Source organism: Streptomyces clavifer, assembly GCF_036345975.1.
Classification (GTDB): domain Bacteria; phylum Actinomycetota; class Actinomycetes; order Streptomycetales; family Streptomycetaceae; genus Streptomyces; species Streptomyces clavifer.
The window spans coordinates 5,591,717-5,604,917 of sequence record NZ_CP107793.1 but is presented as its reverse complement, the minus strand read 5'-3'; the positions used below and the strand labels follow the sequence as shown (position 1 = coordinate 5,604,917).

General features: G+C 72.1%; 8 protein-coding genes. 1 reads left to right on the top strand and 7 read right to left on the bottom strand.

Going from position 1 to position 13,201, the window contains the following annotated elements; translation table 11 throughout:
• Nucleotides 1–105: 105 nt before the first annotated feature.
• From OG927_RS24625 to OG927_RS24605, 5 genes are read right to left on the bottom strand one after another with little or no spacing between them, the layout of a single operon-like run.
• Nucleotides 106–2,073 carry an ATP-dependent DNA helicase gene (locus tag OG927_RS24625; protein WP_330320781.1) on the bottom strand — a complete coding sequence of 656 codons (1,968 nt, stop codon included), beginning with the start codon at nt 2,071–2,073 and terminating at the stop codon, nt 106–108.
• 50 nt (nt 2,074–2,123) lie between these two features.
• Nucleotides 2,124–4,055, bottom strand: coding sequence for an IucA/IucC family protein (locus tag OG927_RS24620; RefSeq protein WP_330320780.1), 1,932 nt, complete (start codon nt 4,053–4,055; stop codon nt 2,124–2,126).
• A 60-nt stretch (nt 4,056–4,115) separates the two neighbouring features.
• Entirely contained in the window at nt 4,116–4,844 is a 729-nt protein-coding gene (locus tag OG927_RS24615; RefSeq protein WP_056790831.1) for a GNAT family N-acetyltransferase, read from the bottom strand.
• Nucleotides 4,845–4,882: 38 nt separating this feature from the next.
• Nucleotides 4,883–6,838 carry an IucA/IucC family protein gene (locus OG927_RS24610; protein WP_330320779.1) on the bottom strand — a complete coding sequence of 652 codons (1,956 nt, stop codon included), beginning with the start codon at nt 6,836–6,838 and terminating at the stop codon, nt 4,883–4,885.
• 28 nt (nt 6,839–6,866) lie between these two features.
• The gene (locus tag OG927_RS24605) at nt 6,867–8,267 is read right to left on the bottom strand and encodes a diaminobutyrate--2-oxoglutarate transaminase family protein (RefSeq protein WP_330320778.1); all 1,401 of its coding nucleotides are present in this window, start codon (nt 8,265–8,267) and stop codon (nt 6,867–6,869) included.
• A 340-nt stretch (nt 8,268–8,607) separates the two neighbouring features.
• Here OG927_RS24605 and OG927_RS24600 point away from each other — a divergent pair, with 340 nt between their 5' ends.
• On the top strand, nt 8,608–9,828 hold the full coding sequence (locus OG927_RS24600) for a trypsin-like serine peptidase (protein WP_371612926.1): 1,221 nt from the start codon (nt 8,608–8,610) through the stop codon (nt 9,826–9,828).
• 153 nt (nt 9,829–9,981) lie between these two features.
• Here the strand turns inward: OG927_RS24600 and hflX are convergent, their stop codons facing one another.
• Complete coding sequence (gene hflX / locus OG927_RS24595; protein WP_056790843.1) at nt 9,982–11,502, bottom strand: GTPase HflX; 1,521 nt, start codon at nt 11,500–11,502, stop codon at nt 9,982–9,984.
• Nucleotides 11,503–11,677: 175 nt separating this feature from the next.
• Nucleotides 11,678–13,168, bottom strand: coding sequence for a M1 family metallopeptidase (locus OG927_RS24590; protein WP_330320777.1), 1,491 nt, complete (start codon nt 13,166–13,168; stop codon nt 11,678–11,680).
• Between the last annotated feature and the right edge of the window lie 33 nt (nt 13,169–13,201).

The window sequence follows — 13,201 nt, the reverse complement described above, 5'->3', positions numbered from 1 at the left end:
CGGCCGAGCAGCTCCGGCAGGCACGGGGCGCCGGCCGGGCGCAGGACTCCGGTCACCGCCCACCTGCGCGCGTGCCGGCGAGGCTGCCCCGCACCTCGCCGCCGGCTACTCGGCCGCCCTGGCTGCCGCGTCGATGGCCGCGAGCGAGCGGCGCGCCTGGTTCCGGTCCGTCGTGTACCAGAAGTCGGGCAGCGAAGCCCGCAGGTAGCTCCCGTACCGGGCGTTGGCCAGCCGGGGGTCGAGTACGGCGACCACACCCTTGTCACCGGTGGCACGCACGAGCCGGCCTGCGCCCTGCGCCATGAGCAGCGCGGCATGGGTCGCCGCGACCGCCATGAAGCCGTTGCCGCCCGCCTCCTCGACCGCCTTCTGCCGCGCGCTCATCAGCGGGTCGTCCGGCCTCGGGAAGGGGATCCGGTCCATGACCACGAGCTGGCAGCTCGGGCCGGGGACGTCCACGCCCTGCCAGAGGGACAGCGTCCCGAACAGGCAGGTCTCGGGGTCTGCGGCGAAATTCTTGATCAGCTCCCCGAGCGTCTCCTCGCCCTGCAGCAGGATGGTCCTGTCCTGCCGGCCGCGCAGCTCCTCCGCGGCGGCCTGGGCCGCCCGCATGGAGGAGAAGAGCCCCAAGGTGCGTCCCCCCGCCGCGTCGACCAGCTCGGCGAGCTCGTCCAGCATGTCGGTGCGCGATCCCTCCCGGCCGGGCGTGGCCAGGTGCCGGGCGACATAGAGGATGCCCTGCTTCGGGTAGTCGAACGGGGAGCCGACGTCCAGCCCCTTCCACTGCGGGATGTCGTCGCCCGCCGTGCCCTCGGGCGCGAGTCCCAGCGACGCCCCCACCCCGTTGAAGTCCCCGCCCAGTTTGAGGGTGGCCGAGGTCAGGACCACCGAACGGTCAGCGAAGAGCTTCTCGCGGAGCAGCCCCGACACGGAGAGCGGGGCGACGCGCACGGACGCGCCGAAACGGTCGTGGCGCTCGTACCAGACGACGTCGTACTCGGAGCCCAGCGTGATGCGCTCCGCCACACTGTGGATGGACTCGACCGACGCCATGGCCTGCTTCCGGACGGCGTCCTCGTCCTGGACGGACTTGTCCCGGGTGGAGCCCAGCGCGGAGATCACCGTACGAGCGGCGTCCCGCAGCGCCATCAGCGCGTAGCCGAGATCCTCCGGGACCTCTTCGAGGCGCCCCGGAAGGGCCAGCTCCATGACCCGCTCGAACCCCTCCGAGGCGGTCTGGAGGGCATCGGCCGCCTTCTCGTTCACCAGCTTCGCCGCGCGGCGCACCGCACGGTTCACCTGGCCCGGGGTGAGCTCGCCGGTGGCCACCCCCGTGACCCGCGAGACCAGCTCGTGGGCCTCGTCGACGATCAGCACCTCGTGCTGCGGGAGCACCGGGGCACCCTCGATCGCGTCGATGGCCAGCAGGGCGTGGTTCGTGACGACGACATCAGCGAGCTTGGCCCGCTCGCGGGCCGCCTCCGCGAAGCACTCGGCCCCGTACGCGCACTTGGTCGCGCCCAGGCACTCACGGGAGGAGACCGAGATCTGTGCCCAGGCCCGGTCCGAAACACCAGGGGTGAGGTCGTCCCGGTCGCCGTTCTCCGTGTCGTCCGACCAGTCCCGCATGCGCAGCAGGTCCTGGCCCAGCTTGCTCGACGGGGCCGCCGCCTCGAACTGGTCGAAGAGCCCTTCCTCCTCGTCCTGCGGGACCCCTTCGTGGAGCCGGTGCAGGCAGAGGTAGTTCGACCTGCCCTTGAGCATCGCGAACTGGGGGCGCCGGCGCAGCAGCGGTTGCAGGGCCTCGACCGTACGCGGAAGGTCCCGCTCCACCAGCTGGCGCTGCAGGGCGAGGGTCGCCGTGGCGACCACGACGCGCTCCCCGTGGGCCAGAGCGGGCACCAGGTAGCCGAGGGACTTGCCCGTGCCGGTACCGGCCTGGACGAGCAGGTGGGCGTTGTCGTCGACGGCCGCGGCCACGGCCTCGGCCATGGCCGCCTGGCCGGGCCGTTCCGAACCGCCGACGGCGGTCACGGCGGCGTGGAGGAGCTCGGGGAGAGATGGCTTCGTCATAGCCCGACCACCCTACGGCGCGTCACTGACAACAGCGGTCACTCCCGGACTCACGCGGAGGGGTGCAGCGGGTTGGGGACCCTGCCGTGGACGGCGGCGTGCGGGCGCTCCGGCCGGTCACGGTAGCCGTCCAGATGCAGACGGTTGCGGTTGAGGCAGAGCCGCTCGATCGTGGGCGTCAGCATGTCGAAGACCTCGAACCGTTCCTTGAGCTCTGGGAAGCGCGCGTGGTGGCGCAGGATCTCGTCACGCACGAGTGACCAGAATTCACCCTCCGGGACGTCGAGCTGGTCCTCGCAGATCGGGGACAGGTAGCGGAACACGCCCACGAGAAGTCCGGAGTGGATGAACTGGGTGAGGAACGACGGATCCTCCGTGAGCAGGATGCCGCGGACGTCCGCCGGCATCCCCTCGTGCTCGGGCAGCGGCCGGGCGCTCACGTTCACGTCGTCGACGAAGTCCTTGATCGCGAGCCGGACCGGCACGTCCCTCTCGTCGAAGACGACGATGGCGTTCTCGCCGTGCGGGGAGAAGACGGTGCCGTAGCGGTACAGGAAGTGCAGGAGCGGTGGCAGGAGCGCCGCGAAGAGCCGGGTCAGCCACACGCCCGGGGTCAGGCCCGAGCGGGCGACCAGCTCGGCGGTGAAGGCCCGGCCCTCGGGGTCCGTGTGCAGCAGCGACGCCAGCGTGCGGGCCCGCTCCCCGGGTGCGAGCCGCGGCTGCAGGGGTTCCCGCCAGATCGCCCCGAGGATTTCCTTGAACTGGTAAGGCGTCTCGGGGAGATGGTCGTAGAGCGGATGCTCGACCGCCACGGAGGCCACCTCTCCGAGCAGGATGACGCGGCAGGTGTCCCGCAGGAAGGGGTCGTTGTCCCGCAGTCCCTGGACCCAGGCGGTGACCGCGGGGGCGGCGAGTGTGCGGGCGGTCGGGAGACCGCGCCAGACGAGGGTGTTGAGGATCGACAGCGGCAGCTTGACCGTGTGCCGGTCCGGCCGGCCCATGTTGGTGAACGTGCGGATGGACTGCTGCGGCAGCCGGAGGTCGTCGTCGGTGCGCAGCGGCACGATGGCACCGTCGGCGATGGCCGGGGCGAACAGGGGGACGATCCATTCGTCCCACTGCCACGGATGCACCGGAAGGAACAGGTAGCCGTCGGGATCGAGACCGCGGGCGCGCAGGGCGCCGGCGAACGAGGCCCGGACCGGTGGGTCGAGCTCCTCGGCGTAGAGCTGCTCGGGGGTGGCGAGCCTGGCCACGCCCCGGTAGTTCGCTATGTCCTTGCGGACCGCGACCCAGGGGAGCCTGGTGGCCGAGCGCGCCTCCGGGGTGAAGCGGGCGGCATCGGCGGCGGAGAACCCGAGACGTCCCTTGTTCGCGACGAGCCAGGGGTGGCCCGTCTGGTGCCCTTCGAGCTCGGCGTACGGGAGATCGGCGAGCTGTGCCGCACGGAGCGCGGTGTGGTCGAGCCGGGCGTCGGCGGCGAGCGTGGTGGTGAGCTCGCGCACCAGGTGGCCGAGGGTGGCGCCGTCGAGCCCGAGGAGGCGGCGGGCGCGGGCGAGGAACCTCAGCGGATCGCGGAACGGTGTGCCGTGGCCACCGCCGCCCGGAGCCGGTTCCGGAGGCGTCCCCACGGCCGTCCCCGGCGGCCTCTCACCGGCCGTCCCGGCGCTTCCCGCCGCGGACGTCCCCGCGGGGAGTTCGCGGATCGAATCGGGGGCGACGCGCCAGCTTCCGTAGACGCCCCTCCGGGCACGGAAGTGCAGCGTGGCGCCGTCGTCGAGCGGCAGTGCGTAGCCGCCCGTCGCCCCCTCGTGACCGCCCGCCTGCGGGACGGGGGCGACGACTTCCTCGTAGGCGAACTCACCGAGCATCTTCGCGAGCATCCGCACCGCCGCCCGGTCCCAGACCGCCGGGTTCAGCTCGGTCAGGTCGAGCGGCAGGTGGGGCTCCGCCGGTTTCTGGCACGCAGGGTATGTCGGCACGGGGACTCCTCCGGGTGGGACCGATGGGGCTCGAGCGGTGGGCGTGGTGCGGCGAGTTGTTCACAGCTGGGCACGGTGGGCTCGGTCGCGGACCATCAGTGCGGCCCGCTTGTCGGGGAGGTCCACCTCTGCGGCGAAGCGGAAGCCGGCGCTCAGGAACGCCGAGACGGAGGGGGTGTTGCGCAGGTCCGGCTCCGCGACCACGCGTGCGCAGGACGGACGGTTGTCCAGTACGAGCTCGGAGACGGCTCTGAGCAGTAGGGTGCCGATGCCCCGGCCCCTGTTGCCCACACCTCCGATGAGGAGGTGGACGCCGGTGTCGTGGGGCCGGGCCGGGTAGTGGCGGGCCAGCGGATCGAGATCCGCGCGGTAGATCTCCCAGTAGCTCATGGGCCTGCCGCCGAGCACTCCGAGGCAGGGAACACTGCGGCCGTCGCCTTCGAGCTGCCGGCGAAGGTGCCCGGCGGCGACCGACTCCGGTCCGGCGAGCTCCCAGAAGGCGGCGACGGCCGGGTCGTTCATCCATCGGCTGATCACTCCGAGGTCGCGCTCGAGGTCCACGGCGACCAGCTGGAACTCTCCGGCGGCCGTGGTGACGGGGCACCAGCTGCCAGGGTCGCCCACCAGATCGGGTGCGTCGGGCCGGGGCGCGGCCGACCACGGGCCCTCGCCGAGCAGGGCGAGCAGTTCCTCGGTGAGCCGCAGCTCCAGGGTGTCCTCGGCACCCGTGGTGCCGTGCGGTGCGGCTGCGCCGGTCGCGGACTCGGTGTGCGCATCGGCCGGACGCACGTGACGCCCTCCTCTCGTGGTTCGGACGGTCGTGCCCCTCAGCTGTGCAGGGGGTTGGCGATGGTGACGTAGACGGACTGCGTGTCGACCGGTCCGACGAGCTCGTCCAGGCCGTGCATCCGGGTCAGCAGATTCGCCTTGCAGCGCAGTTGCGACGTTCCGAGCAGATACGCCGGCAGCGGGGACCCCAGTGCGACGGCCCCTTCGAGGAACCGGCGGAACGCGGCGAGGAGCAGCCGCTCGTCGGCCAGGCGCTGGGCGCCGAACGCTCCGATGAGCCCGAAGACGTTGTTGATGCCGAGGTAGTAGGCCAGCCGTTCGTCCGTGACCGCGTCGGACACGAAGGTGTCGCTGACGGCGCCGATGCCGGGGAGGCGGCGCTCGAGTGCGGCACGACGGGACTCGCGGAAGTAGTAGCCCTGGTTGTCGCGGTACCGGCCGCCGACGGGCCATCCGTCCCGGTCGAGGAGTACGAGCGTGTTCTGCTGGTGGGCCTCCAGGGCGACGCCCGCGTGGGCGTCGAGCCAGAGGACGGGCAGGACCACCTGGTCGAGATAGCGCAGGAACCACTCGGCGCTGACCGCTCCGGTCGTCCGGCCCGTGCGGGCGGCGAGGTCCGACACGGTCTCCGCGAGCCGGGAGTGCGTACCGGTTCGGCCGGGCCAGGGGCGCGGGGAGGTGAGTCCGGCGATGCACACGGCGTCGTCGGCCGGGCCGAACGGATTGTGCCGGAGCATGACGTCCAGGCCGTGCACGGGGCTGCCGTCCAGACCGTCGACGGCGAGCCAGGCGGGGTCCCGGACGATGTCGAAGCCCGGGTGCGCCTTCTGCCACTGGCCGCCCAGTCCGGTGCTCAGCAGGCGGTGGACCTCGGCTCCGCGGTGGAGTTCCTTGCGCAGGTTCTCCCGGCGCGAGTTGGTGATGCGTACGCCCAGGGAGAGCTTCAGCATGATCTCGGCGCCGGTCCGGTGCACGGTCCGGACGGAGGACGTGGGGTGCCAGTGCTCCCCGTGCGGGCCGAGATCGTGCAGGAGGCCCTTCTCGTGGAGCGCGACGACTTCCGGGCGGCGCATGAGCTCTGCGGCCTGCCAGGGGTGGAGCGGGAGCGGCGCCGTGCCCTCGGGAAGGCTCAGCCCGTCGGCGTGGGGCGCCAGCAGTTCCTCCGCGCAGACCGGGCGGCCCGCCTGCGTCCAGGACGACTCGGAGGCCAGCACGGACCGGTCGACGGCCATCCAGTGGAGCGAGAAGGAGCCGCGCAGTTCGGGCGAGTAGAGGAGCGTCTCGGATTCCGAGAGGCCTTCTCGGCTCTTGGGTGTGGGGTGCAGCGGGTGTCCGAGGACGAGTGACTGCTCGGCGGTGAGGAAGAGGTCGGCCTCGGGTGACGCGCCGGGGGTGCGCCTCCGCTCCGCGAGGAAGACGGCGGTGTGGCGTACCGAGTCGGCGACCCGCGCCACGAGGTCCGGGCCGGCGTTCCTGGCGCTCTCCCGTCCGAGGAGTGCGGCCACGGTGACGGCGTCCACGCCGGGTGCGCCGGCCGGCGCGTTCTCCAGTGCGGGGGTGCCGAAGCGGTGCCATCCCGTCGCGGACCAGTGACCGACCGGGACGAGGAGAGCCGTGGCGCTGGCGGGGAGCGGAATGCGCAGGGTGCCTCCCTGCGGCCGGGCCAGGTCGTTCTCCCGGACCCAGCAGCGCAGCAGGTTCTCGGTGCCCGCCGCGTCCGCGGCCCGGAGGGGGTCGGGGTGGTCCAGCGGATCCATGTGGCCGAGGGGGCCCGGGCCGTGGACCGGATCCCGGTCGTCGTGCCGGGGAGCCGGGGCGGTGCCGGTCGGAGAGGGGGCCGAGGTGCCCGCCGCGTCGCGGAGGGCACCGCACGGGCCCGCCTTCTGGCGCGGCACGGTCGTCGACTCGACGGCCAGGGGGCCGTCCGGCAGGTCCTGTCCTCGATGCTGGCTGGTGAGAGGGCCGTCGGCCTCGGGCGCAGGGGTGGGGTTCACGGCGGTCTTTCTTGTGAGGGGTCCGGGATCAGCGGGTCGGCCCGGCAGCGGCCCGACGGTGCGGGGAGCGCTCCGCGGCTCGCATCGCGTCGGCGAGGCGGTCGACGACCGCCGTCGCCTGTTCGTCGGTGAGGGTGAGAGGGGGGAGCAGTCGGACCACGGCACCGTGGCGTCCCCCGAGTTCGACGATCAGGCCGCGGCGCAGGCATTCCTGCTGGACCGCGGCCGCGAGTACGGGGTCGGGCGGCGGGACGGAGCGGCTCTCCCCGGTGTCGGTGGCCGTACCGGTCGGAGCCGCCTCGGGGTCGACGAGCTCGATGCCGATCATCAGACCGCGGCCCCGTACGTCGCCCACGCTCGGGTGGTCGGCGCCCAGTGCCCGCAGGCGGGCGAGCATCCGCGCGCCGAGCGTCGCGGCATGGTCGGCGAGCCGGTTCTCCCGTACGTACGCGAGGGTGGCCGCACCGGCCGCCATGGCGAGCTGGTTGCCCCGGAAGGTGCCGGCGTGGGCGCCCGGCTGCCAGGTGTCGAGTTCGGAGCGGTAGACGATCACGGCGAGCGGGAGGGACCCTCCGATGGCCTTGGAGAGGACCATCACGTCGGGTACGACACCGCTGTGCTCGACCGCCCAGAACGTCCCGGTCCGGCCGACGCCCGTCTGCACCTCGTCCGCGATCAGCGGGATGGAACGGTCCCTGGTGATCTCCCGCATCCGGCGCAGCCAGCCGTCCGGGGCGGGATTCACCCCGCCCTCTCCCTGGACGGGCTCCAGGATCATCCCGGCCGGAGCGGGCACCCCGCCCTTGGGGTCGTCCAGGAGGTATTCGGTCCAGCGCGCCGCGATGCGCTCTCCCCGCTCGCCGCCGGTCCCGAACGGGCAGCGGTAGTCCTGCGGGAAGGGCAGCCTGGTCACGCGCACGTCCGGGGCACCGCCCGACGCGGCCAGCGCCCCGGCGGTCATCCCGTGGTAGGCACCCGTGAACGCGAGGAGTTCACTGCGTCCGGTCGCGGCGCGCACCAGCTTGAACGCCGCCTCGACCGCGTCCGTCCCGGCCGGTCCGCAGAACTGGATCCGCCCGTTGTCCGCGAGCTCACTCGGCAGCGTGGCGAACAGCTCGGTCGTGAAGGCGTCCTTGACGGGTGTGGCGAGGTCGAGCACATGCAGCGGTGCGCCGGAGTCGATGACCCTCCTGATGGCTTCGAGCACCACGGGGTGGTTGTGGCCGAGGGCCAGGGTGCCCGCCCCGGAGAGACAGTCGAGGTAGCGCCGCCCGTCCGCCCCCTCGATCGTCATCCCCCTCGCCCGCACCGGCACGATCGGCAGGGACCGCGCGTAGGTACGGGCCGCCGACTCCCGCAGTGCCTGACGCCGCAGAATCCCCTCGTGCGCAGGGGGAAGTGCCACCGGAGCTGGTTCGGTCACGGCCACGGCTGTCGGTCCTCCTGCTGTAACAGTTGCGTCGCGCGTCGGTACGTCGCCCCGGGTGCGGACTGCGCGGGTGAACGCTGTGAGGGCGTCCCCGTACGTACCAACGACGCAGGACGCGGGGGATCACGGGTAGACCGGTAGATCCTTGCGGGGACGGAACCATGGCCCTGCCGCATGCCGTCCTCCTCGGCACCGGCATAGTGGGGGCCGCACCCGGGACGGGGCCGCGGCTCCGACGCCCCTGGTGTGCGCCGCAGTTCCGCAGGGCGGTGCCGCGCGCACCGGGCAGGTCCGCCGTGCAGTACCGAAGTCAGTGACGAAGTCCCAGGGGGATCACCAGATGCGACCCATGCGCCCGATAGACACCGCACACCGAGGCAGGAGCGCCCGCCGCACCTCCCCCGTGTTCGCCGCAGCCGCCCTCGCCGCTGTTCTGACGTTCACTGCCACCGCCTGCGGGCCTGAGGAGGACGCGGCGGGCAGCACGCCGAGCGATGCCACCAGCCAGGCCGCCGACGGCAAGGTCACGATCCCGGACGATCTGAAGGACCGGCTCAAGGAGCACGGGATCGACCTCGACAAGTGGAGGGACGGCGAGTGGAAGAACTGGGACAAGGACAAGTGGCTGCGTGAGGCCAAGGACTACGTCAACCCGGTCATCGAGGACCTCTGGGATCCGGACCGGATGCGGGATGCCGACAAGGCTCCGGAGAACCCCGTCGACAACGACATCTCGGGCGACGACGGGGTGACGGATCCGACCCCTGCCCCGGTCGAGGCAGCCGGTCTCAAGACGCCCTACCACGACAGCGCACCGGAGTCGGGCAAGCTGTTCTTCGACGGCCCCGAGGGATCGATGGTCTGTTCCGCGACCGTGGTGGAGGACCCGGCCAACCCCGGCAAGTCCAACATGGTGTGGACCGCCGGGCACTGCGTGCACGCGGGCAAGAAGGGCGGCTGGTACCGCAACATCGCCTTCGTCCCGTCGTACAACAACACGGGCCTGTCGGTGGCCGAGCTGCAGAACGCGCCCAAGGAGGAGGTCGCTCCGTACGGTGTGTGGTGGGGCCAGTGGGCGCAGACGTCCGAGCAGTGGATCGCCCAGGGCGCCGCTGCCGGCGGCCAGGGCGCCCCGTACGACTTCGCGGTCCTGCAGGTCACTCCGGAGAAGGGCTCGACGGGCAAGTCCCTGGAGGAGACCGTCGGTTCGGCGCTCCCCGTCGACTTCAACGCCCCGGCCGTCCCGGAGATGGACAGCATGACGGCGACCGGCTATCCGGCGGCTCCGCCGTTCGACGGCCAGAAGGCACTCCAGTGTTCGGACAGGCCCGGCCGTCTCTCGGTCTTCGAGAACGACCCGACGATGTACCGCATCGGGTGCACGATGACGGGTGGTTCCTCCGGCGGTGGCTGGGTGGCGAAGGGCCAGGACGGTAAGCCGGCCCTCGTCTCGAACACCTCGATCGGCCCGGTGACGGCCGGCTGGCTGGCGGGTCCCCGCCTCGGCGAGGAAGCCAAGGGCATCTACGAGGCGGTCAGCGAGAAGTACGCGGGACGGTAGCCACGCCCGGGGACCTCGGCCCGGCGGTTCCCGGCCGGGGTCCCGCGTCAGCGATCGCCGCCACGCGCACGACAGGCGGAAGGCCCGGCCCCCTCGGCAGCGAGGGGGCCGGGCCTTCCGCCTGTGCGCCGCCCGGGGCGGCGCGGTGGTGCGTCAGGGAGCCACGGGAACGAACATCTCGAGCTCCGCCGCGAGCTCCTCGTGCACCCGCGCCTTGAGCAGGGTGCCCTCCGCCGTGTGCTCCTCGGAGATCACCTCGCCCTCGGCGTGCACCCGGGAGACGAGTCCGCCCTGGATGTAGGGCACGAGTGCCTCGATCTCGACGGACGGCCGCGGCAGCTCCGCGTCGATGAGCGCGAGCAGCTCGTCGATGCCCGCACCGGTCCGCGCCGATACGGCGATCGCGTGCTTCTCCGTGCGCAGCAGCCGCTGGAGGACGAGCGGGTCCGCCGCGTCCGCCTTGTTGATCACGACGACCTCGGGGACGTTGACCGCCCCGACCTCCCGGATCACCTCACGCACGGCGGCGAGCTGTTCCTCGGGCACCGGGTGCGCACCGTCCACCACGTGCAGGATGAGATCGGACTCGCCGACCTCCTCCATGGTGGAGCGGAACGCCTCGACGAGGTGGTGCGGAAGGTGGCGCACGAACCCGACGGTGTCGGCCAGGGTGTAGATCCGGCCGCTCGGCGTCTCGGCCCGGCGCACCGTCGGGTCCAGGGTGGCGAACAGGGTGTTCTCCACCAGGACGCCGGCGCCGGTGAGCCGGTTGAGCAGCGAGGACTTGCCCGCGTTGGTGTATCCGGCGATGGCCACCGAGGGCACCTTGTTGCGCTTGCGCTCCTGGCGCTTGATCTCGCGGCCCGTCTTCATCTCCGCGATCTCCCGGCGCATCTTCGCCATCTTCTCGCGGATCCGGCGCCGGTCCGTCTCGATCTTGGTCTCACCCGGACCACGGGTGGCCATACCGCCGCCACCGCTGGATCCGCCACCGCCCATCTGCCGGGACAGCGACTGACCCCAGCCGCGCAGGCGCGGCAGCATGTACTGCATCTGTGCCAGCGACACCTGCGCCTTGCCCTCACGGGACTTGGCGTGCTGGGCGAAGATGTCGAGGATCAGCGCGGTCCTGTCGACCACCTTCACCTTGACGACGTCTTCGAGGTGGATCAGCTGGCCGGGGCTCAGCTCACCGTCGCAGACGACGGTGTCGGCGCCGGACTCGAGCACGATGTCGCGGAGCTCCAGCGCCTTGCCCGAGCCGAGGTAGGTGGCCGGGTCGGGCTTGTCGCGCCGCTGGAACACGGCGTCGAGCACCTGGGCACCCGCCGTCTCGGCCAGCGCCGCCAGCTCGGCGAGCGAGATCTCCGCGTCGTGCACCGTCCCCGAGGTCCAGACACCGACCAGCACCACGCGCTCCAGGCGCAGCTGTCGGTATTCGACCTCGGTGACGTCCTCGAGCTCCGTGGAGAGACCGGCGACGCGGCGCAGGGCCGCACGCTCGGAGCGGTCGAGCTGCTCGCCGTCCCGCTCTCCGTCGATCTCGTGGCTCCAGGCGACGTCCTCTTCCATCAGGGCGTCGGCCCGAAGGCTTTCGGTGAGGCTCTCGGAGGCGTGGTCCGTGGCGCTCTGCGCGTCCTGCGCGTCCTGGGGAAGGGAAGAAGAGGAGGTCATTGGGTCCTTACGTCGATGGAATTCGGATTCACCAGTCACAACGTGTGATCCCGTCCGATGATTCCCCGGGTCGGGATCCACCGGCCGGCCACCGTTCCGACGCGTTGATAGTGGCATGTCCTCGCCGGACCCGTCACTCGGGTTTACCCCGAGCCCGTCACCCGCCGGCCGGGCGTCACTCGTGTGCGGGGCCGGAGGTGGGGCCCTTCCCGGCGGTCCCGCTCCGGGGCGCGGCACTGCGCCAGTCCGGGTGCCCCGGCATGGGAGGGGTCTTCCTCCCGTACAGCCAGCCGTCGAAGAAGGCGGTCAGGTCACGCCCGGCGATGTGCGACGCCAGCCCCGTGAAGTCCGCGGTGGTCGCCGACCGGTCCCGGTGCCCGCGCACCCAGGTCCGCTCCAGGCGGTCGAAGGCGGCCGCTCCGATCTCCTGGCGCAGCGCGTACAGGACGAGGGCGCTGCCGTCGTACATCACGGGCCTGAACAGGCTGATCTTGTGATCCGGGGACGGCACGTCCGGATGCGCCGGCGGACCGCCGGCGGCGCGCCAGGCGTCGGACCGGGTGTACGCCTCACGCATCCGCCGCTCGACGGGCTTGTGCGCGTGCTCCTCGGCGTAGCGGGCCTCGTACCAGGTGGCGTGTCCCTCGTTGAGCCACAGGTCGGACCAGACCGCCGGCGAGACGCTGTTGCCGAACCACTGGTGGGCGAGCTCGTGCACCATGATCGAGTCGATGTACCACTCGGGATATCCCGGCTCGGTGAACAGGGAACGCTCGAACAGCGAGAGCGTCTGGGTCTCCAGCTCGAAGCCGGTCGTCGTGTCCGCGACCAGCAGCCCGTACGTCTCGAAGGGGTACGGGCCGACCTGCTCCTCCATCCAGGCCACCTGCGCGGGGGTCTTGCGCAGCCAGGGCTCCAGCTTCTTGCGGTCGGCCACGGGCACCACGTCGCGAAGCGGCAGCCCGCGCGGCCCGGTCCGGTGCAGGACGGCCGAGCGGCCGATGGACACCTGAGCCAGCTCGGTGGCCATCGGGTGCTCGGTGCGGTAGGTCCACGTCGTCCTGGCGCCCTGCCGGTGCTTCCCGGCGGGCAGACCGCCCGCCACGACCGTGAGGTTCTCCGGCGCGGTCACCCGGAAGGTGAAGTGGGCCTTGTCCGAGGGGTGGTCGTTGCCGGGGAAGACCCGGTGCGCGGCGTCGGCCTGGTTGGCCATGGCCAGTCCGTCGGCGGTGCGGACCCAGCCGCCGGCGGCCTGGTCCCCGGAGGGATCACTGGTGTGCCGGACGGTGATGCGCACCGGGACGCCGGCGGGGAGACGGGCGGGCGTCCGGACGACGAGGTCCTCGTCCTCGGTGGCGAAATCGGACCGCACTCCGTTGACGTCGACGGATCGGACGGTGCCCCGGGCGAAGTCGAGGTTGATTCGTTCCAGGGGCGCGGTGGTGCGCGCGTCGATCCTGGTGACGGCATCGAGCGGTTGGGTGTTGCTGCCCCCGTAGGCGAGGGAGATGTCGTACGAGAGGACGTCGTACCCGGGGTTGCCGAGCAGCGGGAAGAGACGGTCGCCGATACCCAGCGGCACGGGCGCGGGCAGGGTCGCGGCGACGAGGGTGGCCGAGGCGGTGGCCAGGAGAGCGGCGCGCAGTCGGCGGGAGGTGAGCGGCATGGACTACGGCTACCAGCGGGAACCCGCCCTGCC

What these genes read in the sequence shown, in the direction of transcription:
- OG927_RS24625 (WP_330320781.1), bottom strand. Translation starts at nt 2,073, where the DNA reads ATGACGAAGCCATCTCTCCCCGAGCTCCTCCACGCCGCCGTGACCGCC.
- OG927_RS24600 (WP_371612926.1), top strand. Translation starts at nt 8,608, where the DNA reads ATGCGACCCATGCGCCCGATAGACACCGCACACCGAGGCAGGAGCGCC.
- hflX (WP_056790843.1), bottom strand. Translation starts at nt 11,502, where the DNA reads ATGACCTCCTCTTCTTCCCTTCCCCAGGACGCGCAGGACGCGCAGAGC.
- OG927_RS24590 (WP_330320777.1), bottom strand. Translation starts at nt 13,168, where the DNA reads ATGCCGCTCACCTCCCGCCGACTGCGCGCCGCTCTCCTGGCCACCGCC.